Annotated in this window: 22 protein-coding genes; 18 read left to right on the top strand and 4 right to left on the bottom strand. The window is 58.1% G+C overall.

The features are described 5' to 3' along the window. The first annotated feature begins 43 nt into the window (after positions 1–43). From ACLBWT_RS08060 to ACLBWT_RS08090, 7 genes are all read left to right on the top strand, one after another. Positions 44–427: a hypothetical protein gene (locus ACLBWT_RS08060; protein ID WP_447662544.1), complete on the top strand. Its 384-nt coding sequence runs from the start codon at positions 44–46 to the stop codon at positions 425–427. A 168-nt stretch (positions 428–595) separates the two neighbouring features. Beyond that, positions 596–1534 (top strand): ABC transporter substrate-binding protein, encoded by a 939-nt coding sequence (locus ACLBWT_RS08065; protein ID WP_447662545.1) that lies wholly within the window; start codon positions 596–598, stop codon positions 1532–1534. A gap of 300 nt (positions 1535–1834) precedes the next feature. Continuing rightward, the gene (locus ACLBWT_RS08070; protein ID WP_447662546.1) at positions 1835–3061 is read left to right on the top strand and encodes a methyl-accepting chemotaxis protein; all 1227 of its coding nucleotides are present in this window, start codon (positions 1835–1837) and stop codon (positions 3059–3061) included. A gap of 186 nt (positions 3062–3247) precedes the next feature. After that, on the top strand, positions 3248–4876 hold the full coding sequence (locus ACLBWT_RS08075; protein WP_447662547.1) for a thiamine pyrophosphate-binding protein: 1629 nt from the start codon (positions 3248–3250) through the stop codon (positions 4874–4876). Between the two features lie 36 nt (positions 4877–4912). Then, positions 4913–5254 carry a hypothetical protein gene (locus ACLBWT_RS08080; protein ID WP_447662548.1) on the top strand — a complete coding sequence of 114 codons (342 nt, stop codon included), beginning with the start codon at positions 4913–4915 and terminating at the stop codon, positions 5252–5254. Positions 5255–5279: 25 nt separating this feature from the next. Then, positions 5280–6263: a 3-oxoacyl-[acyl-carrier-protein] synthase III C-terminal domain-containing protein gene (locus ACLBWT_RS08085; protein ID WP_447662549.1), complete on the top strand. Its 984-nt coding sequence runs from the start codon at positions 5280–5282 to the stop codon at positions 6261–6263. 202 nt (positions 6264–6465) lie between these two features. Beyond that, complete coding sequence (locus ACLBWT_RS08090) at positions 6466–6798, top strand: hypothetical protein (protein WP_447662550.1); 333 nt, start codon at positions 6466–6468, stop codon at positions 6796–6798. Between the two features lie 442 nt (positions 6799–7240). Here the strand turns inward: ACLBWT_RS08090 and ACLBWT_RS08095 are convergent, their stop codons facing one another. The 3 genes from ACLBWT_RS08095 to ACLBWT_RS08105 form a co-directional block, all read right to left on the bottom strand. Further along, the gene (locus ACLBWT_RS08095) at positions 7241–7393 is read right to left on the bottom strand and encodes a hypothetical protein (RefSeq protein WP_447662551.1); all 153 of its coding nucleotides are present in this window, start codon (positions 7391–7393) and stop codon (positions 7241–7243) included. Between the two features lie 147 nt (positions 7394–7540). Beyond that, complete coding sequence (locus ACLBWT_RS08100) at positions 7541–7639, bottom strand: hypothetical protein (protein ID WP_447662742.1); 99 nt, start codon at positions 7637–7639, stop codon at positions 7541–7543. Positions 7640–7719: 80 nt separating this feature from the next. Beyond that, complete coding sequence (locus ACLBWT_RS08105) at positions 7720–8208, bottom strand: tetratricopeptide repeat protein (protein ID WP_447662552.1); 489 nt, start codon at positions 8206–8208, stop codon at positions 7720–7722. Between the two features lie 187 nt (positions 8209–8395). Between ACLBWT_RS08105 and ACLBWT_RS08110 the strand changes: the two genes are divergently transcribed. From ACLBWT_RS08110 to ACLBWT_RS08160, 11 genes are all read left to right on the top strand, one after another. After that, on the top strand, positions 8396–9310 hold the full coding sequence (locus ACLBWT_RS08110; RefSeq protein ID WP_447662553.1) for a M15 family metallopeptidase: 915 nt from the start codon (positions 8396–8398) through the stop codon (positions 9308–9310). Between the two features lie 175 nt (positions 9311–9485). Beyond that, positions 9486–10856 carry a helix-turn-helix domain-containing protein gene (locus ACLBWT_RS08115; protein ID WP_447662554.1) on the top strand — a complete coding sequence of 457 codons (1371 nt, stop codon included), beginning with the start codon at positions 9486–9488 and terminating at the stop codon, positions 10854–10856. Beyond that, the gene (locus tag ACLBWT_RS08120; protein ID WP_447662555.1) at positions 10853–13132 is read left to right on the top strand and encodes a glycoside hydrolase family 3 C-terminal domain-containing protein; all 2280 of its coding nucleotides are present in this window, start codon (positions 10853–10855) and stop codon (positions 13130–13132) included. The genes ACLBWT_RS08115 and ACLBWT_RS08120 overlap by 4 nt, the downstream gene beginning before the upstream one ends. A 325-nt stretch (positions 13133–13457) precedes the next feature. Beyond that, a complete protein-coding gene (locus tag ACLBWT_RS08125) occupies positions 13458–14417 on the top strand; it encodes an acetylxylan esterase (RefSeq protein WP_447662556.1) in 960 nt (319 codons plus the stop codon). Positions 14418–14500: 83 nt separating this feature from the next. Beyond that, the gene (locus ACLBWT_RS08130) at positions 14501–14746 is read left to right on the top strand and encodes a hypothetical protein (RefSeq protein ID WP_447662557.1); all 246 of its coding nucleotides are present in this window, start codon (positions 14501–14503) and stop codon (positions 14744–14746) included. Positions 14747–14975: 229 nt separating this feature from the next. Next, positions 14976–16613, top strand: a complete 1638-nt coding sequence (locus ACLBWT_RS08135) for an ABC transporter substrate-binding protein (RefSeq protein WP_447662558.1) — start codon at positions 14976–14978, stop codon at positions 16611–16613. A gap of 24 nt (positions 16614–16637) precedes the next feature. Continuing rightward, entirely contained in the window at positions 16638–17594 is a 957-nt protein-coding gene (locus ACLBWT_RS08140) for an ABC transporter permease (protein ID WP_447662559.1), read from the top strand. 13 nt (positions 17595–17607) lie between these two features. Continuing rightward, on the top strand, positions 17608–18486 hold the full coding sequence (locus ACLBWT_RS08145) for a carbohydrate ABC transporter permease (protein WP_447662560.1): 879 nt from the start codon (positions 17608–17610) through the stop codon (positions 18484–18486). 108 nt (positions 18487–18594) lie between these two features. After that, positions 18595–19398, top strand: coding sequence for an alpha/beta hydrolase (locus tag ACLBWT_RS08150; RefSeq protein WP_447662561.1), 804 nt, complete (start codon positions 18595–18597; stop codon positions 19396–19398). A 207-nt stretch (positions 19399–19605) separates the two neighbouring features. Then, positions 19606–20331, top strand: a complete 726-nt coding sequence (locus ACLBWT_RS08155; protein WP_447662562.1) for an SDR family oxidoreductase — start codon at positions 19606–19608, stop codon at positions 20329–20331. A gap of 44 nt (positions 20332–20375) precedes the next feature. Continuing rightward, complete coding sequence (locus ACLBWT_RS08160) at positions 20376–21014, top strand: ThuA domain-containing protein (protein WP_447662563.1); 639 nt, start codon at positions 20376–20378, stop codon at positions 21012–21014. A 73-nt stretch (positions 21015–21087) separates the two neighbouring features. Here the strand turns inward: ACLBWT_RS08160 and ACLBWT_RS08165 are convergent, their stop codons facing one another. Then, positions 21088–21753, bottom strand: coding sequence for a DUF2306 domain-containing protein (locus tag ACLBWT_RS08165; RefSeq protein WP_447662564.1), 666 nt, complete (start codon positions 21751–21753; stop codon positions 21088–21090). Between the last annotated feature and the right edge of the window lie 77 nt (positions 21754–21830).

The raw sequence follows: 21830 nt of genomic DNA on the forward strand, positions 1-21830 counted from the left end.
ACGGATACAGCATAGCGGAGCGGCGGACGAGACGATCGCAATTGTGGTGATCAAGCCGGATAAACTGCTCGTATACGGAGCACGCAATGTCGGGTATGTCCTCTACAGCTCGCTCGGTCTGCAGCCGCCCGCCAGAATCAAGCAGGAGATGGATCGCCTCGGGGAACAATTCCATTCCATCCCTATTGAAATCTCGCAGCTTGCGGACTATGCGGGCGACCGGATTATGGTCATCGTGTTTCCGGATGTCAAAGGGTCGACGGCGCATTCCGAAGCGGTGCTGGGCTCCTCTTACTGGGAGGAGCTTCCCGCTGTACGCCGCAATCGCGTCCACTTTGTGGAGAAGGATGACTGGGTGCCGTACAATCCGGTTTCGATTCGATTGCAGCTTCAGCGGGCGGAGGCGCTTTTTATTGGCAATCAATAGTCCAAGCCGTTTTCGATGCCGGCAATCAATAGTCCAAGCCCATTTCCCAACAAAAAGGCATGGCATGAAAAGCAATGGCTCTCTATAATAACTCATGTAAATGAGAATGATTTTCATAATCATTTATTGGCTGTGTAGAGATCGCATCTAAAGGGAGAGAGTCATGTCATGAAAAAGCTTTCCGTTTTATTTGTCCTTGCCTTCGTTGTTCTGCTGAGCGCCTGCGGCAGCAATCAAGCCAATGATGCCGACGCCGGAAGTTCCCCGGCTCCCGCAGCGTCGCCCGCATCGGAAGCGGCAACCTTTACTTATCAATCCGAGAACGGACCTGTCGAGGTTCCGACTCATCCGCAGCGCGTCGTCGTGCTTACCCGGTTCCTGACGGGCAACGTCATGATTCTCGGTGTACCGCTGGTCGGCGTGGACCAGATGTCCTTGGACAATCCGAATTTCGCCGGCAAGCTGGATGGCGTAGAAGCTGTAGACGAAGAAAGCCTCGAAAAAATCGTGGAGCTGAACCCGGATCTCATCATCGGGCTCTCCGATATTAAAAACATCCAAAAATTCAAGGAAATTGCCCCTACGGTCACCTTTACGTACGGAAAAGTCGACTTCAAGCAGCAGCAGCTGGAAATCGGCAAGCTGCTGAATAAAGAAAAAGAAGCCCAGGCCTGGGTAGACGACTTCGACGCCCGTACGAAGAAAGCCGGAGAAGAGATCAAGGCGAAGATCGGCGCCGATGCGACGGTCTCGGTCATCGAGACGTTCAACAAGCAGCTCTATGTATATGGAGACAACTTTGGCCGCGGAACCGAAATTCTCTATCAGCAATTCGGCCTGCATATGCCGGACAAGGTTAAGGAAGCGACGAGCAAGGACGGTTACTTCGCCGTATCGAATGAAGTCTTGAGCGACTATGTCGGCGACTATGTCATTTTCAGCAAAAACGCCGATGAGGACAATTCGTTCCAGACGACGGAAACGTACAAGAACATTCCCGCTGTTCAAAATCAGCATGTCTTTGAAGCCGACGCAAAAGCGTTCTACTTCAACGATCCTCTAAGCATGGAATATCAGCTGGACTTTTTCATCAATTTTCTCGGCTAAGCTCGGCGGCACCATGAATCCGAGTTTCGAACCGGCCCTTCTGGCCGGTTTTTTTCTTGTCGGCTCGGCATGAGAAACCTGGGCGGCGGCATGGAAATAGAACAGATTTCGACAAAAATCGTTTAAATTTGCCATGAAAGTTAAAGAATGCATCGTTATATTCCGATATGTCTAATGTTTGCAGTCGATCCGCCGGGAGCGGAAAGGAGCGTCATCATCAACGAAAGCTCAACAAGCAACCTGGCATTCAGGCGGGGAGCAAACAGGAAACCATAGTCAGTAGAGAAAGCGGGCATGATCATGAACAATCCGTTTACGGCCGGAAGGCCTTTGGCTCTTGCGTTTGCCGGATCGGCCGCGCTGATCGGAGCGGCATCGGGTATCGTCCATTTCGCTGTGCTGTCGCTTGCGGGTGCAAGCGGCCGCAGCGCCGCAGGGGGCGGAATGCTGACCTTTGTCCTGGTTCTTGCGGGGGCGGCTGCATTGACGGCGCTCTCTCCGAAGATTCGCCGCCGCTTCGGCCTGGAGCCGGCAGCAGGCGAGGCCGAGGCTACGCCTGCACCGCTGGAGGAGCAGTCCCAGAGCACGGAGCGCATCCTGTCCTTGGCCAAGGAAGCGGCTGCGGCTTCCGGTTCGCTCGTCCGGGACAATGAATTCTGCAAAGACCTGGTGGAAGGAATAACGGCTTCCATCGAGCAGATCTCGCTCGGCAATGAGTCCATCGCGGCGGAATCCAGAAACAACATGGCCATGCTGGAGGAAGTCACGAAAGGTATGGAGCATATCGCGAACTCCTCGATGTCTCTTGCAGAGGAGACCGCCGTTGTAGCGGAGACGGCCGACCAGGGAGCCGCGGTCATCGACAATGCGGTATCCCAGATGAATGTCGTCTCCGAGCATGCCGCGGCTTCGTCGGAAGCATTGTCGGGAATGAGCGGCTTGAACGAGGAGATCGAGAAGATCGCCCACGTCGTGAGCCAAATTTCCAGCCAAATTAATCTGCTTTCCCTGAACGCGGCGATCGAGGCTGCCCATGCGGGTGAATTCGGCAGAGGCTTTTCGGTCGTTGCCAGCGAGATTCGCCAGCTGGCCGAGCAGTCCTCCTCTTCGGCCAAGGATATCGCCAAGACGGCTGCGGATATTCGAAACTATTTCCGGCGCTCCTCCGAAGCGATGAACCGTTTCAACGCGGAGCTGCAGTCCGGGGTAAGCAGCGTGAACTCGGCCGGACAGGCTTTCCATGAGATCGTCGGTCTGACGGGAAGCGTGTCCGAAAAGGTTCAGGAAATATCCAGCGTTACGCAGCAGATCAACGCAAGCACGGAAGAAATTTTGACCTCCGTCCGCGGAACTTCGGAGAGCACGGAAGTCGCGCTGGCCGGGTCCAAGGAAATCTCCATGTCCGCGGAGGAGCAGCTGGATGCCATGACGCAGTCGCTTGATTCTGCACGTCTGCTGAGGCAGCAGGTGCTGGCCATCCAAGAAGAAGCATCCCGCCATGCGGCTGATCATGAAGGAAACAGATAAAAATGAACATTTGATTCAACAATTGCCGGAGAAGGCTGCTCCTTTCATGGAAGAGCAAGAGGCTGCCGGTCCGGCGATCGCGGCCTCCATCGGAGGCCTGCATGAGCTTGCTCCGGCGCAAGCCGCGAAATGGAACGCCTAATCGCCTTTTACAGAGAAGATTTATAAAATCGGAGAGTGGATTTTTTGAAACTCGCAGAAGCCATGCTGCGCTATTTGAAGTCTGCAGGAGTCGAGTATCTGTTTGGAATTCCGGCCGGCATCATCGGACCTATCTATGATTCGCTCATCGACGTGGGCATCAAGCCCGTCATCGCGAAGAACGAGGCGGGATCGGCCTATACGGCGGCCCGTTATTCCAGCACTTCGGGAAGGCTGTCCGTATGCGCCGGAGCGGGAGCTGTGGGCGTCAGCAACATGATGAACGGCATTGCGGACGCGAAGCGGGCCAAAGCCCCGATGCTGGTCATCGCTGGCGGCATCAACCGCTGGCAGATGGGCAAAGGAGCCATCCAAGAGCTTGACGGCGAACAGATGGTGAAGGGTGTCACCAAGTACAGCGCTACGGTGCTGCGCGAGCAGGATGTGCTGGCGGAGCTGGACAAGGCGGTGCGGATCGCTCTGACTCCCCCTTGCGGTCCAGTGTACCTGTGCATTCCTATCGACATCCAGCGCTTGGATCTGGACGTTCCTATTCCCGAAGCGCCGGCTGCAGCCGAGTTCTCAGCTCCTCTGCCGGACCCTGCCTCGCTGGAGCAAGCGGCTGAGCTGATCCGCTCCGCAAGCAAGGGGCTGATCATGGTCGGCCGCGGCGGGCGCGGCTTCGGCGACGGCATCAGGCAGCTCAGCGAGAAGCTGCAGTGGCCTGTAATTACGACGCCAGCCGGCAAGGGAATCGTTTCGGGAGATTTTCCTTTGAATCTGGGCAACTACGGGTTCTCCAGCACGGAGGCAGCGAGCCGGTATGTGAATTCGGCCGAGCCCGACTGCGTGCTTGTGCTGGGCAGCAGTCTCGGAGAAGCGTCGACCTGCAACTTCAACGACGTGCTTGTCGCCGGACGGAATGTCGTCCATGTGGACCGCGATCCCTCCGAGCTCGGCAAAGTGTTCCGGACGGATGCGGCCGTATGCGGCGATCTGAAGGAGGTTCTTCCGTATCTCCTGAACGCTGTTCCGTCCGCATCCACCCGGCACATTCGGCAGGATCCCGTGAACGAGCCTTACGAGCTCAACCATACCGGAATGTCTCTGAGGCTGTTCCTGGAAAACCTGAAGCACACCATGCCTTCGGACACCCGGTATGTATGCGATATCGGGGAGTTCACCAACTTCGCGCTGAAGTACATCCATGTCCCGGACGGGGGAGACTTCGAAATCAATCTCGATTACGGAGCGATGGGCTCGGCAATCTCGGGAGCGCCAGGACTGGCCCTCGCCGATCCTTCCCGGCCGGTCGCCGTCGTCGCAGGGGATGGATGCTTCTTCATGAACGGGATGGATATCCTCACTGCCAAGGAATATCGGATTCCCGTCATTTACTTCATCATCAACAACGCGATGCTGTCTTATGTGGAAAGAGGCCAGCAGTTCCTCTTCAGCCGCTCCATCCCGGATTACAAGCAGGAGCGCATCTCCATCGCAGCCATGATGGAAGCTGCCGGGATCCGGTCCATGTCGGTAGGAAGCATCGAGGAGATGGCTGGCATTCCGTCGTTCATCGATAGCCTGGACGGACCGTGCCTCATCGAGGTCATTACGGATGGAACCGAGCCTGCTCCGATACTGGACCGGCTCAAAGCGCTCGTCGTCAACTGACTTCAACTAAACTCGCCAAGAAAGAAGGATACAGAAATGGGTAGCTTCAATATTGATCTGGATAAAACGAACAAGATTTTCAACGCGCAGGTAGAGGGAACGTTCTCTCCCGAGGACGGCATGAAATCCGTGGAGGCATACAAAGCCACGATCGCGACGATCGATACGTCCGAGTACGAAATCCGTATCGACTGCACGCAGCTCAATGTATCGGCTCCGAGCTCGCTGCCGATCCTCGAAGGCTGCTTCGCGCTGTACAAGGAAGACGGCTTCAAGAAGGTTTCTCTGCTGCTTGCCAAAAATCCGGTGCTCAAAATGCAGCTCGGCCGCGTAGCGCGCGGAGTTGGCTTGGAAAACTACGAAATCAACGAAGCCTGATCACGATCCAGAGGAGGAAAAGCCAATGACAGCTGTCCGAATCCGCAGCCTGGAAATCTATCATCCTTCCCACGAAGTGGACAATGAGTATTATGTGGAGCGCTTCCGCCAGTCCGGCGTTGAAGTGTCGGGCTTGCTGAAGGCTCTTGGCCGCGACAAGCGGTTTGTCATCGACAGCCAGGACGAGAATACGTACACGATGGCGCTGGAGGCATCCCGCAAGGCGCTGGCCGCCGCTGGATGCGCGGCCGAGGACCTCGATCTCATCATCTTCTCCTCCCAGACGCCGGAGTATCTGCTTCCGAGCAACGCTCTCAAGCTCCATAGCGGACTTGGCGGTAGCAAGCGGACGATGTGCTACGATATCAATGCGAACTGCGCAGGCATGCTGGTGGCGGTCGAGCAGGCGAGCCGCACGATGCTGAGCAACCCCCGGATCAAGCGGGCGCTCGTCGTTGGAGCGGATCATTTCTCCGTCCACAGCCCGCAGGAGCCGGTCTACCATTCCAACTTCGCCGATTCCGCGGCTGCCGTCATTCTGGAAGCGCAGGAAGGAAGCGGCGGCTTCATCGATTCGCTCTATCAGACGGACACGGCGGTCATCGACAATTCCCTGTTCCCTGCCAATGGGCTGTCGAACCTGTACCGCGGGGACGCTGCCGAAGCCCAGGTCAGATTCACTCCGTTCGACGACTCCGTATGCGTCGATTCCGCGGTGGATTCCCTGCGCGAGCTGATGGAGAGCAACGGAATCCGGGATGTGGAGGTCGGCGCTTATCTGTTCTCCCAATTCTCGGTCGGTAACGTGAAGCTCGTCTCGGAGCGGCTCGGCATCGACGGCTCCAAGGTCGCTTATGTCGGGGACAAATACGGCTATACCGCCAGCAACAGCCCGTTCCTTGCCCTGCATGACGCCCTGCGGGACGGCAAGGTCAAGCGCGGCGACTATCTGGTGTTCTGGACGGTCGGCGCAGGCTGGCAGAACGTATCCATGCTGATGGAATACTGATTCATTATTCTTGTTTTGAAAAGCTGTCTTCTTGCCGAAAGGCAGGGGGACAGCTTTTTTTATGGATAGGTTTATTTTGAATTGCTGCGATGCTGCCGTTGTGTTCGGAGAAGGGAAATAGGGACTTTTATTGAATTCATACCTGTACGGCCGATTGGTAAACGCTGGTAAACAGCAGTCCCATTTTGCATAGGAGGATGGCATGAAACCAAAGTGGATGTTCATTCTGGCAGGGGCAGCCGTGCTCCTGTTCGTTGCCGCAGCGTTATGGCGCTCGAACCTATGGCAATCCCCGCTCCCTGCCCGTATTTTGGTTCCGCTGCCGAGCTTATCGGAAAACGGGAAGGTCAAATGGACGTACGAAGAAAACAAAACATCCTCTGCAATCGATTCCCTCGTAATTATTGAAGACGAGCGCAATAGGCATCATCGGCCAGGCGATGAAATCAAGCTGATGAATACCGTCTATGTGCTGAAGGAAATCAAAAAGGTTAATGGAGTCGAATATGCGGCAGAGCTCATTCTCAAAAAATAGCCTTCGGACGCATTCTGGAGATCGGGACGGGCTGGGCCAAGGAGTCCGGAGCGCAGTTGCTGGTCAATTCCATGGAGGAGGGCGGCGCCTGCCTGATCGACAATTTGACGCCGATGCATCTTTGGCCCTCGGAATGGATCGGCTAGCCGGATTCTGTGCTTGAATTCTGGCTGAATCATCGAGATCTTATTTCCTCGGAAATAGGGCTCGATGAACGAAGCTCGGCGATTGTAGCGGTCAAGCGCTTGTCCCGTCCATGAAGCGAAGCAGCAGCCCCTCTAATCGCCTGGTTAGAGGGGCTGCTTTCTCTTCTAAGAGGTTGCAGGGAGAGGGGGGAGAGGCGGTCAAAGCCCCTAAAGCAATAAAAGCCCTCAAAGGTCGGAGAGGACTTCGGCAGCACGGGATCAAGCGCGCATGAGCATTTATTCGGGGAAGGCTTTGTTCAGGCTTGGGGCTGGAGAAGGTCCTGGTACGATTTGTACGCCAGAATGGCGACAATCAGAGATCCGATAAGGAAAAACACGGATCCTCCCAGTGTAAACAATCTGCCGATCAGAGTGTATTTAGCGTCTTCGATCTGGGCAAGCTGGTTCATTTCTGTCCCTCCCTAGGCCATTTATCCTAGTGTATGCATCCCTGCTCAATCGGTTCTAATCCCAGCCTGGTTCGGCAGGCTGGGAACAAGCCTTCGCTTTACAGGGAGTATTTCCTGTACATGCCGACGGAAGCGGGCTCCGTATAGTCAAAGCCGTATTGCTTGTACAAGAGGAACATCGGCAATGAGGCTTACGTAGGAACCTTTCGGCGCATGGCTATCCAGGTACTCCATCAAATGGGCCATCACGAGCTTGCCGAGTCCTCTCCCTTGATGAGCGGGATCTACCGCGATTCATTTCCCCTTTCGATCTTCGTAGAGACGGATCAGCCCTTCAACAGTTCCTTGGCGCTGGATTCTATCTTCTGCCGATACCGAGGCAGATGGCCGGCGAGCGCGGCGAGCGCGATCGATGCCGCCTGGCGCTCTTCGCCGGCATCGGCCAGGCATAGAGCCAGGAAAGCCTGGACGGCGTCGTCCAGATGATCGGACCCGCGCCGCTGTTCGGTAGAGAGCAAGGCGATCGCCTCCGGCAGCGCGCCGATGCCGCGCAGCAGGCTTGCGAGCTGGATGACGGCAAGCCTCCTGCGCTCTCCCTTCAATCCTCTCGATAGGGCGCGCCGGTACAGCGGCACGGCCAGATCGGACTGTCCGGACTGCTCCAGGGAAGCGGCACGCTCGAAGGCCGCTTCAGGGCTGTCTTCGGGTAGCTCGGAAGCGAGCCGTTCCATTCGGGCGACGAGCTCCTCTCCGCTCAAGGCGCTTGCGCAGTCCCATAGCTGCGCCACCCGTTTATCCCAATCTTCATCAAGCATTGGACATCTCTCCTTGCACGCTTTCCTTTCCTCTAGTATAGGGCTTGCGCTGACAGGAACCAAGCTTGCGCGACGGAACGGGACGTTACATTTTCAGCAGAGTCGTATACAATCGGTGTATACGATTTTGGCGAAGAAAGAGCGAAACCTGGCGTCGTGCCGGGAAAGAAGGCAGAGGAGGAGCTCCATGCATTCGAAAGGAAAGAAGCTGCTGGCATGCTTGCCGGCCGCATGTCTGGCCATCCAGCTGACGGCTTGCGCCGCTCCGGCCGATGCCGTGGATTCCGGCGGCCCCAGCCTCGCTGGGCCGGAGAACGGAGCCGACGAAGCCGCCCGTGAGGCGGCAGCCGCCCGTACCCCGGTTCCGGCGAACGCTGCTCACGCGGATTCAAGCGCGCCGCAGCTTTCGAGTGTCAGCCCGCGGCCTTCCCCCGCCGGCAAGGCCGCGACCGCCAAGCAAGGAGAGAAGCCAGTGGCAGAGAAGAAGCATCGACTGCCGGAGGGCTTCGTTTACTTGGATGAAATCATCCCGACGGTCAAGTCCGAAATCCGGTATTACAAGGACTACAATTTCGTGGGAAGAAGGCTGAACGGCTACAAGGCTCCTTACGCCATCTTGTCCGAGCAGGCGGCCAAAGCGTTGAAGGCGGTCAGCGACGATCTTTCCGCAAAAGGACTCGGACTGCTGGTCTACGATGCCTACCGCCCGGTCAAGGCTGTCCGGCAGTTCATGTCCTGGTCCAAGGATGCGGACGATTCCGCCATGAAGGACGTCTTTTATCCTGAAGTGGACAAGGCCGATGTGTTCAAGCTTGGTTTCGTATCTTCCCGTTCGGGGCATTCCAGGGGCAGCACGATTGATCTTACGACCTACAGCCTGAAGACAGGCAAGCCGACCGACATGGGCAGTCCTTTCGATTTTTTCGGGGAAATCTCGAGCCACGGCACCAAGCAGATCGGAGCCGTCCAAGCGGCTAACCGGGCCGTTCTCAAGAAAGCGATGGAGAAGCGCGGCTTCCACCCCTACAGCAAGGAATGGTGGCATTATACGCTCGAAAAGGAGCCGTTTCCCAAGAAATACTTCGATTTCGACATTGAATGACGGGATGTTCCATGCTGCGGGTGCTTCGCAGCCGCGTCACGAGAGGCATGGAGTGCGGCAGCACAATTCATGCAGGCATCCATTTTCTATAGGCGGCATCATAGCTATCCTCTTAGGGGAACGCGGTGGTGGCGCCTTTTCTTGCGACTTGCTGCAACTGGAAGGGAGGGGCAAGATGGCGTCGTTGCTCAGCGAAAGGAAAAAAGAGGATGTGCTTGCGTTAATAAACGGGTGCTTCGGCATTGCCGTTCGTTTCATCGATCCGCAGCATCCGAACAGGGAAGAGCGGGAGTATGCAGCGGGAGAGGCTGTCCCTCTCATCCCCGTTCCGGGAGACATGCGGAACCTGAGCGCCGAACCCCGGGACGGGGCCGCAGCCATCCTTCATCAGACGGACGAAGGGCTGAATTATATCGAGATTCGCGTCCACGGCGATGAAGCATACGAGGGCAGCTTCCTTGCCGGTCCAGTCCTTTACGCTGCTGAGCAGGGGAGTAGAGCCGACGTCATCAAGGCGGGCGGGGACGGCCTCGATGACGACTCGCATGCAGGCGGACCGGACAAAAAAAGCATGAGGCTTCATTCCCGCAGCCTGCCCGTGCTGGGCAAGAATCGTTTTCTCGAAGCCGGCGTGCTGATGCATTATTTGGTTTACGGCACTCTGATCGCCGCCTCCGATATCCGGAAGGTGGACCATGCGGCAGCATGGGATTCCGGCATGGAAAGGAAAGCGGATCTCGATGTTTCCATGCGTCTGTACGAACTGGCTGGCCATCACGATCTGTCATTTGAAAAAAAGCTGATCCGGCTCGTCAAGGAAGGACGCGTAGAGGAGCTGGCTGCCGAATTCAGCGGCCTGGAGACGATGCAGGGCATCGGGATCCTTTCCCGGAAAAGCAGGGTTCGGCACGAGAAGAACCTCGGCATCGTCGGCATCGCGCTTGCCGCGAGAGCGGCGATCGAGGGGGGACTTCATCCCGAGGTCGCCTACACGATGAGCGATCTGCATATCCAGCATATCGAGGAGCTGGTCGGCATGAGGGATATCCGCAAGGCGATGGGCGGGGCGATGACGGATTTCGCGCGCAAGGTCCGGGACAGCCGCGACTGCTCGGTCTCCATTCCGATCGCCAGATGCAGGAATTACATCTTCATGCATCTTTATGAGCCCATCTCTCTGACGGATTTGTGCCGGCTGGTCAACCTCAATGCCAGCTACTTGTCGCGGCGGTTCAAGAAGGAGACCGGCTTCACCGTCATGGACTGCATTCAGAGCATGAGGGTGGAGGAAGCCAAGAAGCTGCTCGGGTTGACGGAGCTGTCGATTACGGAAATATCGACCCGGCTCACGTTCAGCGATCAGAGCTATTTCACCAAGGTATTCCGGAAATGGACGGGCATCACCCCGGGGAAGTACCGCAACGGCACGGAGGCTGCTGGAGCAGCAGGTCAAAATCATGCCAAAAAAGACGAATACCTACAAGGCTTTGAAGAAAACGCTTTCTATACTAGGAGGGAAAGCGAATTCGGGAGGGAACGTCGATGAAGCGGAATCTGGAAGAGCTGGTCAATCAGATGACGGCAGAGGAAAAGGCGGGGCTGTGCAGCGGCCTTGATTTCTGGCACTTGAAGGGGGTAGCGAGGCTCGGCATCCCGTCCATCATGGTGACCGACGGCCCTCATGGACTGCGCAAGCAAGCGCAGGGCGCGGACCATCTCGGCCTGATGGACAGCGTTCCGGCAACCTGCTTCCCTTCGGCGGCGGGGCTGGCCAGCTCATGGGACCGCGAGCTGATCTACAGCGTCGGCGCCGCGCTCGGCGAGGAGTGCCAGGCGGAGAACGTGGCTATCCTGCTTGGACCGGGCGTCAACATCAAGCGCTCGCCGCTGAACGGCCGCAACTTTGAATATTTTTCGGAAGATCCTTACCTGTCCTCCGAGCTCGCGGCATCCCATATCCAAGGCGTCCAGAGCCAGGGAGTGGGCACCTCGCTCAAGCATTTCGCCGTCAACAACCAGGAGCACCGGCGGATGACGACGGATGCGATCGTGGATGAGCGGACGCTGCGCGAGATCTATCTGGCAAGCTTTGAAGGAGCGGTCCAGCAGGGCAAGCCGTGGACGGTCATGAGCTCCTACAACAAAGTGAACGGAACGTATGCCTCGGAGAACGCCAGGCTGCTGACGGATATTCTGAAGGATGAATGGAATCATGAAGGCTTCGTCGTATCCGATTGGGGAGCGGTAAACGAGCGCGCCGACGCTCTGGCGGCCGGGCTGGAGCTGGAGATGCCCGCCAGCGGCGGGCTCGGCGAGAAGAAGGTGCTGGAGGCGCTTGCCTCGGGCAAGCTTTCCGTGGAAGCTCTGGACCGCGCCGTGCTGCGGCTGCTGCGGATCATTTTCATGGCGGTCGACCAGAAGAAGGAAGATGCCTCTTACGACAAGGACGGCCACCATGCCCTGGCGCGGCGGGTAGCGGCCGAGAGCATGGTGCTGCTGAAAAACGAGGATCGGGCGCTTCCGCTCCGCGGCGGCAAGCTCGCCGTCATCGGAGCGTTCGCCGAGACGCCGAGATTTCAGGGCGGCGGCAGCTCCCACATCGTGCCGACAAGGGTAGACAGCCCGCTCGAGGAGCTGCGGAAGCTGCGCGGCGGGGAAGGAGGCGGAATCGCCTATGCGCCCGGCTATAGCATAGGCAAGGATGCTCCGGATGCGGGGCTGGCCGCAGAGGCCAAGCGGATCGCGGGAGATGCGGATACGGCCGTGCTGTTCGTCGGCTTGCCGGACCGGTACGAATCCGAGGGATACGACCGCAGCCATATGAATCTGCCGGACAACCAGCTGCAGCTCATACAGGAGATCGCCGCCGTCCAGAATAACCTCGTCGTTGTGCTGATGAGCGGCTCGCCGGTCGTCATGCCTTGGCTGGGCTCCGTCAAAGCCCTGCTCCAGGCTTACCTCGGCGGCCAGGCGGCCGGGGGAGCGATCGCCGACCTGCTGCTCGACCGGGCCAATCCTTCCGGCAAGCTGGCGGAGACATTCCCGCTCAAGCTGAGCGACAATCCGTCCTATCTGAACTTTCCGGGAGAGGGAGACCGGACCGAGTACCGCGAAGGCGTGTTCGTCGGCTACCGGTATTACGACAAGAAGGAAATGGATGTCCTGTTCCCGTTCGGGCACGGCCTCAGCTACACGGAATTCGAGTACAGCGATCTGGAGATCGACCGTGATTCCATCCGGGATACGGAGACGGCGCAGGTTTCCGTAACGGTGCGGAATATCGGAGCGGCGGCGGGCAAGGAAATCGTGCAGCTCTATGTGTGCGATCCCAGGAGCAAGGTCATCAGGCCTCTGCAGGAGCTCAAAGGATTCGCCAAGGCCGCTCTGGAGCCAGGGGAAGCAAAGACGCTGTCGTTCACGCTGGGCAAGCGCGCCTTCGCTTATTACGAGACAGCGGTTGCCGATTGGCATGCCGCGACTGGTGACTACGAGGTTCGGGTCGGATCCTCGTCGCGGGACATCAGGCTTGCCGGGAAGATCAGCGTTGAATCCACCGTCAAGCTTCCCAAAACGTATTCGCTGAGCACGACCGTAGGAGATTTGCTGGCCGATCCGGAGGCGCTTCCGGTTATCGGGCCGCTCCTTCAGAAGATGAAGGAATCGAGCGGCCTCGGAGAAGCGGGCGGCGAGCAATCGGGCATGGGGGAGATGATGCAGGCGATGATTGCCTACTTGCCTCTGAGGTCCGTTCTCGCCTTTGGCGGCGGAGCCGTCACCGAGCAAGAGCTGCTGGCATTGATCGGCAAGCTTAACCGCAGCTGATTCCAGGATCAAGCCGGAGCCGTCGGAATCCATGTCAATAGGAATAGACAGGCGTGCCGCTTGGCGGGAACGCAGGAACTGACGCAGTTGAAACGAAGCGATCCCCATCTGTCCGGCTTGACCAGCCGGATGGATGCGGATCGCTTTATTTATTTTCGGGTAAACAAAAAATTCTATGATCCCATCCAAATGGTTCTGTGAGGTTCGTGAGAACGGGGGAGCAAGGTGCCCAAGCGAGGGTTGACGGGTCCGGCATGCCGTGATAAAAGGAAAGGAATGACGGTTTTTGGCCGCCTAACTAACCAAACGAAAGAGGTTTTCGACGATGCCGATGCTCGACATGCCGCTCGAGGAGCTGCGCCGATACGAGGGGCGCAACCCGCGTCCGGCCGATTTTGACGCCTATTGGGAGCGCGCGCTGGCAGAAATGAAAGCGGTTGATCCTCAGGTGGAGCTCGTGCCGGCGGCCTTTCAGGTGCCGCATGCGGAATGCTTCGACCTGTATTTCACCGGGGTCAAGGGTGCGCGCATCCATGCCAAATACGTGCGTCCCAAAAACATCCCGCAGCCGCATCCGGCGCTGCTTCATTTCCACGGCTATTCCGGCCAATCCGGAGACTGGGCGGATAAGCTCGGTTACGCGGCGCTCGGATTTTCCTTCTTCTCCCTGGACGTCCGCGGCCAAGGGGGCTCCTCGGAGGACGTCGGCGGAGTGAAGGGCAACACCTTGCAGGGCCATATCATCCGCGGCCTCGACGGCGAGCCGGACGATCTGCTGTTCCGGCACATCTTCCTCGACACGGCCCAGCTGGCCGGCATCGCCATGGGCATGCCGGAGGTGGATCCGGAGCGCGTCGGGGCGACCGGCTGGTCGCAGGGCGGCGCCTTGACGATCGCCTGCGCCGCTTTGGAGCCCCGCATCAAGCGCGCCGCGCCGGTCTATCCGTTCCTGAGCGATTACCAGCGGGTATGGGAGATGGATCAGGCCAAGGACGCCTATGACGAGCTGCGCGGATATTTCCGCCGCTTCGACCCCCGTCATCAGCGTCAAGAAGAGATCTTCACTCGGCTCGGCTACATCGATATCCAGCATCTGGCCCCGCGCATCACTGCCGAGGTGCTGCTCGGAGTCGGGCTGATGGATTCCATCTGCCCTCCGTCGACCCAGTTCGCCGCCTACAACAAGATCGCCTCGCCCAAGTCCGTGGAGATCTACCCGGATTACGGGCATGAGGGACTTCCCGGCCTGCATGACGACATCGTGCAGTTCATGCTGAAGCTGTAAGAGGAGAACCCCAGGGAGGCAGCGGAGGACATCTGTTTCGTCCTGCCGCCCAAGCGGGATGTCGAGCAGAGCTCCGCTTTGTCATGGGCTTTTTTCTGAGCCCTGCACAAGAAGAGCCTGCGAGAAAAACCGGCGAGAGCAGCGCCGCAAGCAGCCGCATTGAGATCCTTGATCTCGATGCGGCTTTTTTGCATGAAGTGCCGGCATCTTCCAGAAACATTTTCAACTTTAGCTTATACGATTGGTTGCTGTTTAGGAAATTAAATCAAAATAAACCGAACCAAAGTTTCTATGATGGTCTTGCCAATCTCTTAAGTCCGCCCCGTTGAACGTGACACACTGGCCATTCAATAGGTAAAACCATAATATAAACAAATTGAAACAATTTATATAAAATTTAAATTTGTTGTTTACAAGAAGAATGGAGGCGGCTTATAATCTACCTGTAATTAATTGAAAGCGCGTTCATGCCCAGCAGAGGATAAATCTTCCCTTAGACTGGCTCGGACCGATTGTGTTGCAAGGGCAAGACCATCACACTAAATGGGGGAAACAAGCATGAAAAGGACGACAATGCTTCTCTCGGTATCTCTGGCCATGGCCGTGCTTACGACGGCCTGCTCCAGCGGGAATGGAAACGGCGATTCCGCGGCCGGCAACAGCGGAGCGGCCAACACCGCAGCTTCGAATTCGAACGGAGATACGAAGGAAGCCTCCAAGGAGCCTTTCAAGATCAAGATGGCGCTCATGGCCGGTCCTAAAACCCCGGATTCCTGGGCGGAGAAGGCTCTGGAGGAAGAGCTCGCGAAAAGCATGGGGCGGCCGGTCGATGTACAGCCGATCTTTCTGCCCGACTGGTCCGAGCTGAACACGAAGATCAATCTGCTCATGAGCGCCAAGGACACGCGTCCCGGCATCCTGTGGACGGGCGACACCAAGGAGTACTCGAAGTGGGTTGATGCCGGCATCGCACAGGACGTGACTCCTTCCCTGCAGAAATACGGCAAGGAAATCCTGGATTACTACCGCAAGGACACGCTGTTCTACCACTGGGACAAGAGCGGCAAGATCTTCCGCATTCCCGGCGACGTGCCGGAAGCAAGCTATATGACGACGATTCTGCGCAAGGACTGGCTCGACAAGCTCGGGCTGCAGGTGCCGACGACGCTGGACGAATACGTCGAGGTGATCCGGGCATTCGCGAACGGAGATCCGGACGGCAACGGCAAGAAGGACACCTACGGCATTTCCGGCGACAACTATTACCGTTCCCTGGCCCCGTTCTTCTACGCGAACGGTCTTGATGTCGAGAACTTCGTCAAGCAGCCGGACGGCTCCATCAAGTTCGGCGCGCTGGATCCGAAGGTCAAGGATGTGCTGGGGCTGCTGAACAAGCTGTATAAGGAAGGCGTCATGGATCCGCGCATGACGACGAGCGCCAACAACGACGACAGCAAGGTCAACGACATCTTCGCCTCCGGCAAGGTCGGCTCGTTCTACCGCTGGGTCGATTATTTCAACCCGGGCAACTCCGTCAACATGAGCTTCAAGAAGCTCAACCCGACGGGTGAATTCATCTCCGTCCCTCCGATGAAAGGGCCGGACGGCTTCAGCTCCGATCTGCCCGATCCCGGCATCGGCTGGTGCTACCTGGTCGTGACGGACGCGACGGACGTGGACAGCGCCGTCCAGGTGCTGAACACGATGGCGACGCCGGAAGTGTTCAAGAAGATCACCTTCGGCAACGAAGGCGAGCATTACAAGATGGAGAGCGGCATCTTCACGCCGACGATCCAGCCGGAGGAAGGAAGCAAGCTTGGATTCGGCAACTTCGGCTGGTATATCCAGCGCAAGGACGCGGCGAACATCAAGAACACGCCGGAGGTGACCAAGATGTTCGAGGACAAGATCGCCACCTCCCAGCCGATGCGCGACAAGATCGTCGTCTTCAAGGCGATCGAGCGTCCGGAGTGGGACCGCTACTCGGCTGATATCAAGAAGGTGCGCGACGAGCTGTTCTGGGGCATCATCACCGGCAAGACGCCGCTGGACGCCTTCGACAAGTGGCCGGCCCAGTACGAGAAGCTCGGCGGCAAGAAGGTCGACGAGGAAGCGGCGGGAATGTTCGACAAGGAGCAGACCGAGCGCGTCGAGTACGACAAATGGTACGAAGAGAACATCACGCCTTATAAATAAGCCGCACGGAAGGAGGAGCGCCTCATGGCTGTTACGAAACCGGCCGTCTTGGCCGGCGAGCGGACGCGGGCGGCCCGCGGCTCGCTGCTGAAGGATATCGCGCGGGACCGGTATCTGTACCTGCTGCTGCTGCCGGGGCTGCTGCTGGTGCTGGTGTTCAAGTACATGCCCATGTACGGCGTCGTCATCGCGTTCCAGGAGTACAACATCTACAAAGGCATCTCCGGCAGCGAATGGGTCGGCTTCGACCAGTTCACCCGCCTGTTCCACTCCCCGGACTTCGGGGAGATCCTGGGCAACACGATCATCATCAGCCTCTACAAGCTGGCTGCGTCCTTCACGCTGCCGATCGTGCTGGCGCTGCTGCTGAACGAGCTGCGAAGCAAGCTGTTCAAGCGCTTCGCCCAGTCGGTCGTCTATTTGCCGCATTTCATCTCCTGGGTCATTTTCTCGGGCATCCTCATTACGTTCCTTAATCCAGTCGACGGCCTGATCAATATGATCATCCAGAACTTCGGCGGCAGGCCGATCGACTTCCTCGGCGACGTGCGGTACTTCCGCTCCGTGCTCGTCATCAGCGACGTCTACAAGGAGGTCGGCTGGGGCACGATCATCTACCTGGCTGCAATCGCCGGCGTCAACGCGGATCTGTACGAGGCGGCCCGCATCGACGGCGCCAGCAAGCTCAAGCAGACTTGGCATGTCACGCTGCCGGCGATCCGCCCGGTCATCCTCATTCTGCTCATTCTGAGCCTCGCCAACATTCTGGAGGCCGGCTTCCAGCAGATTTTCCTCCTGTACAGCCCGCTCGTCTACGATGTCGCGGACATTATCGACACGTACGTGTACCGGGTCGGCATCCAGGATGCGAACTACAGCTACGCGACAGCTGCGGGCCTGTTCAAGTCGGCGGTCGCGATGACCTTGATTCTGAGCGTGAACACGATCGTCAAAAAAAGCGGCCAGGAAGGCCTATGGTAAGGAGGAATCGGCCATGACGCCGATATCTAGAGGCGAACGCGCCTTCAATGTCGCCAACATCACCTTTTTCATCCTGCTGATGGCGCTGATGATCTATCCGTTCTGGTATATGGTCATGGCTTCGGTCAGCGATCCGGATCTGACGGCGAGCGGCGGCCTGTTCCTCCTGCCTGCAGGCTTCTCGTCGACCGCATACCAGGCGGTATTCCAGAATGTCTCGATCCTGTCAGGCTTCAAGGTGACGATGATCACGACGGTCGCCGGCACGCTCATCGGCACGTTCTTCTCCGCCGGGATGGCGTATGCCGTCTCCAAGAAGCGGCTGCGCGGCGGCAAGTTCTTCTCGCTGCTCATCCTGTTCACGATGCTGTTCAGCGGCGGGCTGGTGCCCTCTTACCTGCTCATCAAAATGCTCGGCCTGATCGATTCCTACGGTGCGTTCATCCTGCCCGGCGCGATCGGCGCCTGGAACATTTTCGTCATGATCAGCTTTTTCAGGGGCATTCCCGACGAGCTGGAGGAAGCGGCCAAAATCGACGGAGCGAACGACCTGACGGTGTTCTTCCGGATCGTGCTGCCGCTCTCCAAGCCGGTGCTGGCGACGGTCAGCCTGTTCATCGCAGTCGGCTACTGGAACGACTTCTTTTCCTCCGTGCTGTATGCGACGGAGAAGGATATGTGGCAGCTGCAAATGGTGCTCAAGGACCTGATCAGCAACACGTCGCAGGCGATCTCCCAGGCCGGAATCTCGGTTGCCGTCCAGCAGCAAGTCAATCCGTTCACCGTCAAGATGGCGTCCATCCTCGTGTCCAGCGCTCCGATTCTGGCTGTATATCCTTTCCTGCAAAAGCATTTCGTGAAAGGGGCCTTGATCGGCTCCGTGAAAGGCTGACGAGAACGAACCAGCCCCTGGAGCTTTTGGCCGGGGGCTGGTTTTCGTTTCGGAGAACCCTTAGATGCAGTCGCGTACAGCTCGAATCAGGCAAAGGAGGCGAAGCGCATGCCGCTGGCCCAAATCGAATTTTTCTCAGAAACGCTGAGCTTGTCCAGCTCATTCACCGCTGTCATTCCGCAGCAGGCATCGTCGATCGGGACGAAGGGCGGGCTGGAGCAGGGCCCTCCTTATCCGGTGCTCTATCTGCTGCACGGAGCGACGGACAACCATACGAACTGGCAGCGGTTCACCTCGATCGAGCGCTATGCGCAGGAGAAGGGCATTGCCGTCATCATGCCTTCGGTCCATTTGAGCTTTTATTCGGATCAGAAAATGGGGCTGCCTTACTTTGCTTTTCTTTCCGAGGAGCTGCCGGCAGTGGCGGGCAGCCTTTTCCGCCTGTCGGACCGGAGGGAGGATACGTTCGCTGCCGGCTTGTCGATGGGCGGATACGGCGCGTTCAAGCTCGGCATCCGTTGTCCGGAGCGGTTCGCCGCCGTGGCGAGCCTGTCAGGCAGCCTCAGCCAGCGGACGCGGCTGACCGGAGAGTCGCCGATCGGCAACGCAGCCATGCTGCGGATGGCGATGCTGACCTTCGGCTCGGCGGAGGAGTATGACGGCAGCCCGAACGACTTGGCCCATGTGCTGGAGCAGCATCTGGCTGCGGGCACACGGTTGCCGAGGTTTTATCAAGGCTGCGGGACGAGCGACTTCAATATCGGGCTGAACCGCGATTTCCGCCGCCAGTTCGAGGGCCGCATCGATCTGACCTACGTGGAGACGGCGGATGCCGGCCATGAATGGAGCTACTGGGACGCCGCGATCCGGGATGTGCTGGATTGGCTGCCGCTGCGGCGAGGCGCCAGTTAAGGAGGACGGAACGGACCCTTGGACAGAATGAAGAGAGACGAGAGCGGGAGATAGCTGAAAAAATCGTCTTATTCGGCTGTAAAAAGCGGAAAGCATAGGAGGTTGCCGATGGGAGAGCGGCATCCTTATCCAATGCTAAGAGGAATATTATGGATGGCGCCGCCCGCGCGTCGCAGGTAAGATGAAGGGACAAGGAGGAATGCGAATATGAAACATGCCTTTGTGACCGGAGCGGACAGAGGGCTCGGCTTCGATCTGACGCTGGAGCTTCTTGAAAGGGGATACACGGTGTTCGCCGGACGGTATATGCCGGATTGGGACGCGCTGGACGGCGTTCCCGAAGGACGGAGGGACCGACTTTATGTGCTGGAATTGGACGTTTCGGATCCCGCCAGCGTGGAGAAGGCCGCGGCGGCCGTATCCGGGAAGACGGAGAGCCTCGACCTGATCGTCAACAATGCCGGCATCAGCGGCGACAAGGAAGGCTCCATTTTCGGCGACATCAACTACGAGCATCTCAACAGGATGTACGCCGTCAACGCGGTCGGTCCGCTGCGGATCGTCCAGGCATTGAGCGGCTTGCTGCTGAACGGTGCGGACAAGCTTGTTGTGAACATCTCCTCGGAGGCAGGACAGATCAACCAAGCATGGCGCGAAGGCTGGTACGGATACTGCATGTCCAAGGCCGCTCTCAACATCCAGTCCAACATCGTCCATAACGAGCTCAAGGGGCATGGCGGCAAGGTGCTTGTGCTTCACCCGGGATGGATGAAGAGTTATATGGGTGGAGTCCTCAGCACGGAAGGCGATCTCACGACCGCGGAAGCGGCCGAGCAGATCGCTGGCACGATTCAGCGCTATCTGGAAGATCAGGAAGAGCGCAAGCACCCCGATTTCCGAGATTACGCCGGGCGCGAGATGAGCTGGACTTGATGGAGACGGACGTGTCCGGCAAAAAAAGCACGGGAGGCGACCGCATGACCAGATCGGCAAAGGCGCTGCTGCTCGGCGATCAGGTCCATGCGGCCTATCATCCGCTGGAGCCTGCTGAGCAGGAGCTGCGCGAATTGTTAATGGACATGCAAGTGGAGGCGACGGAGGATTACAGCTGCCTGTCGACGGAGGGGCTGGCAGGTTATGACCTGCTGATCTCCTATTCCGATCAATGGCGGGTGAAGAAGTCCCGGAGACAAGTGGCGGCGCTGCTGCGGTACGTCAGCGGGGGCGGGGGGCTGCTTGTCGTCCATAACGGCATTTCGCTGCAGGCGGACCCCGAGCTGGCTCAGCTGATCGGCGGCCAGTTCACCGGCCACCCCGATTACGGTCCGCTGGCGTTTTCGGTGAAGCAGGATGCGGAGGCTCATCCCGTCATGCAGGGAATCCGGGCATTTACGATGGGCGAGGAGCCTTACCGCTTCACGATGGATCCGATTGGTCCGGCCCAAATTCTGATGGAATACAGCCATGAGGGCAGCAGCTGGCCAGCCGCGTGGGCGCATGAATTCGGCCTTGGCAAGGTCGTCTATTTGATGCCCGGACATCATCGGCAGTCGTTCCGGCATCCGGAATACCGCAGGCTTATCGTCCAGGCGGCGGCATGGGCCTCGCATGCCTGAGAATGGCGGAGGATAGGTAACAAGCATGAAAAGAAGCCGGAGCGCACATGGGCGCTCCGGCTTCTTCGTCTCTCTAGGCTCCGGGCAAGGCGCCGCCGTTGACCGAGGAGCGCCGGAGCCGGATGAAGAGCTCCGCAGCCGCCGCAAGAAAGGCGATGGAGGCATACACGCCGGCGATGTAGCTGGCCTCATAGGGAAGCCCTGCTCCGCGATAAAGAACAAAGGCGAAGAAGTGGATGCAGGAATTCGTGAAGCAGAAGACATAGCTGCGCAGCATCCACTCCCGGTGCGGCATGTACCGTCCTTGCCGCGCATGGCGGATGGAGATGACGGCCATCGCGGGCCAGGCGATGTTGAGCAGGTTGAATGGAACGCTCGCCCATTTCCCGCCGGTCGCGTAAGGCGCAAGATATCCTGATGTCAGGGATACGGCTAGAATCGAGATCAAGTAGGCATACCCGTTGGCGCGATGCAGCTTGACGCTGCGCCGGCGCAGCCGGGTAGAGAAGTTGAGAGCTCCGCAGGCTGCCGCCAGACAGGCGAAGGCGACGTGCACGCGCATGGCCCCGAGCCAGGCGGGTACAGGCACGGCTTGATTCAGCCCGGTTTTGACGCCAAGGAAAAAGTCGGCGCGGGGATCGAAGACATAGTTCTTAAGCAGGGAATAACCGATTACTGCAGCTGCGATAAGGGCCAGCACGGCGGGGCCGCGCCTCGGCTTGGGCTTAGTTCTGGACAAGGAAGCATCTCCTGAAATGGCTTGCTGTAAGCCGGATTTCTTCATTTTACCATGAATGATCGGCATTCAAAATGAAA

It is taken from the genome of Paenibacillus sp. D51F (assembly GCF_053345695.1).

Coding starts and splice junctions, on each gene's coding strand:
- ACLBWT_RS08155 (WP_447662562.1), top strand. CDS start 19,606: ATGAAACATGCCTTTGTGACCGGAGCGGACAGAGGGCTCGGCTTCGAT.
- ACLBWT_RS08100 (WP_447662742.1), bottom strand. CDS start 7,639: ATGGCCCATTTGATGGAGTACCTGGATAGCCATGCGCCGAAAGGTTCC.
- ACLBWT_RS08070 (WP_447662546.1), top strand. CDS start 1,835: ATGAACAATCCGTTTACGGCCGGAAGGCCTTTGGCTCTTGCGTTTGCC.
- ACLBWT_RS08115 (WP_447662554.1), top strand. CDS start 9,486: ATGGCGTCGTTGCTCAGCGAAAGGAAAAAAGAGGATGTGCTTGCGTTA.
- ACLBWT_RS08120 (WP_447662555.1), top strand. CDS start 10,853: ATGAAGCGGAATCTGGAAGAGCTGGTCAATCAGATGACGGCAGAGGAA.
- ACLBWT_RS08095 (WP_447662551.1), bottom strand. CDS start 7,393: ATGAACCAGCTTGCCCAGATCGAAGACGCTAAATACACTCTGATCGGC.
- ACLBWT_RS08065 (WP_447662545.1), top strand. CDS start 596: ATGAAAAAGCTTTCCGTTTTATTTGTCCTTGCCTTCGTTGTTCTGCTG.
- ACLBWT_RS08080 (WP_447662548.1), top strand. CDS start 4,913: ATGGGTAGCTTCAATATTGATCTGGATAAAACGAACAAGATTTTCAAC.
- ACLBWT_RS08160 (WP_447662563.1), top strand. CDS start 20,376: ATGACCAGATCGGCAAAGGCGCTGCTGCTCGGCGATCAGGTCCATGCG.
- ACLBWT_RS08150 (WP_447662561.1), top strand. CDS start 18,595: ATGCCGCTGGCCCAAATCGAATTTTTCTCAGAAACGCTGAGCTTGTCC.
- ACLBWT_RS08110 (WP_447662553.1), top strand. CDS start 8,396: ATGCATTCGAAAGGAAAGAAGCTGCTGGCATGCTTGCCGGCCGCATGT.
- ACLBWT_RS08135 (WP_447662558.1), top strand. CDS start 14,976: ATGAAAAGGACGACAATGCTTCTCTCGGTATCTCTGGCCATGGCCGTG.
- ACLBWT_RS08125 (WP_447662556.1), top strand. CDS start 13,458: ATGCCGATGCTCGACATGCCGCTCGAGGAGCTGCGCCGATACGAGGGG.
- ACLBWT_RS08130 (WP_447662557.1), top strand. CDS start 14,501: ATGGGCTTTTTTCTGAGCCCTGCACAAGAAGAGCCTGCGAGAAAAACC.
- ACLBWT_RS08085 (WP_447662549.1), top strand. CDS start 5,280: ATGACAGCTGTCCGAATCCGCAGCCTGGAAATCTATCATCCTTCCCAC.
- ACLBWT_RS08140 (WP_447662559.1), top strand. CDS start 16,638: ATGGCTGTTACGAAACCGGCCGTCTTGGCCGGCGAGCGGACGCGGGCG.
- ACLBWT_RS08145 (WP_447662560.1), top strand. CDS start 17,608: ATGACGCCGATATCTAGAGGCGAACGCGCCTTCAATGTCGCCAACATC.
- ACLBWT_RS08105 (WP_447662552.1), bottom strand. CDS start 8,208: ATGCTTGATGAAGATTGGGATAAACGGGTGGCGCAGCTATGGGACTGC.
- ACLBWT_RS08090 (WP_447662550.1), top strand. CDS start 6,466: ATGAAACCAAAGTGGATGTTCATTCTGGCAGGGGCAGCCGTGCTCCTG.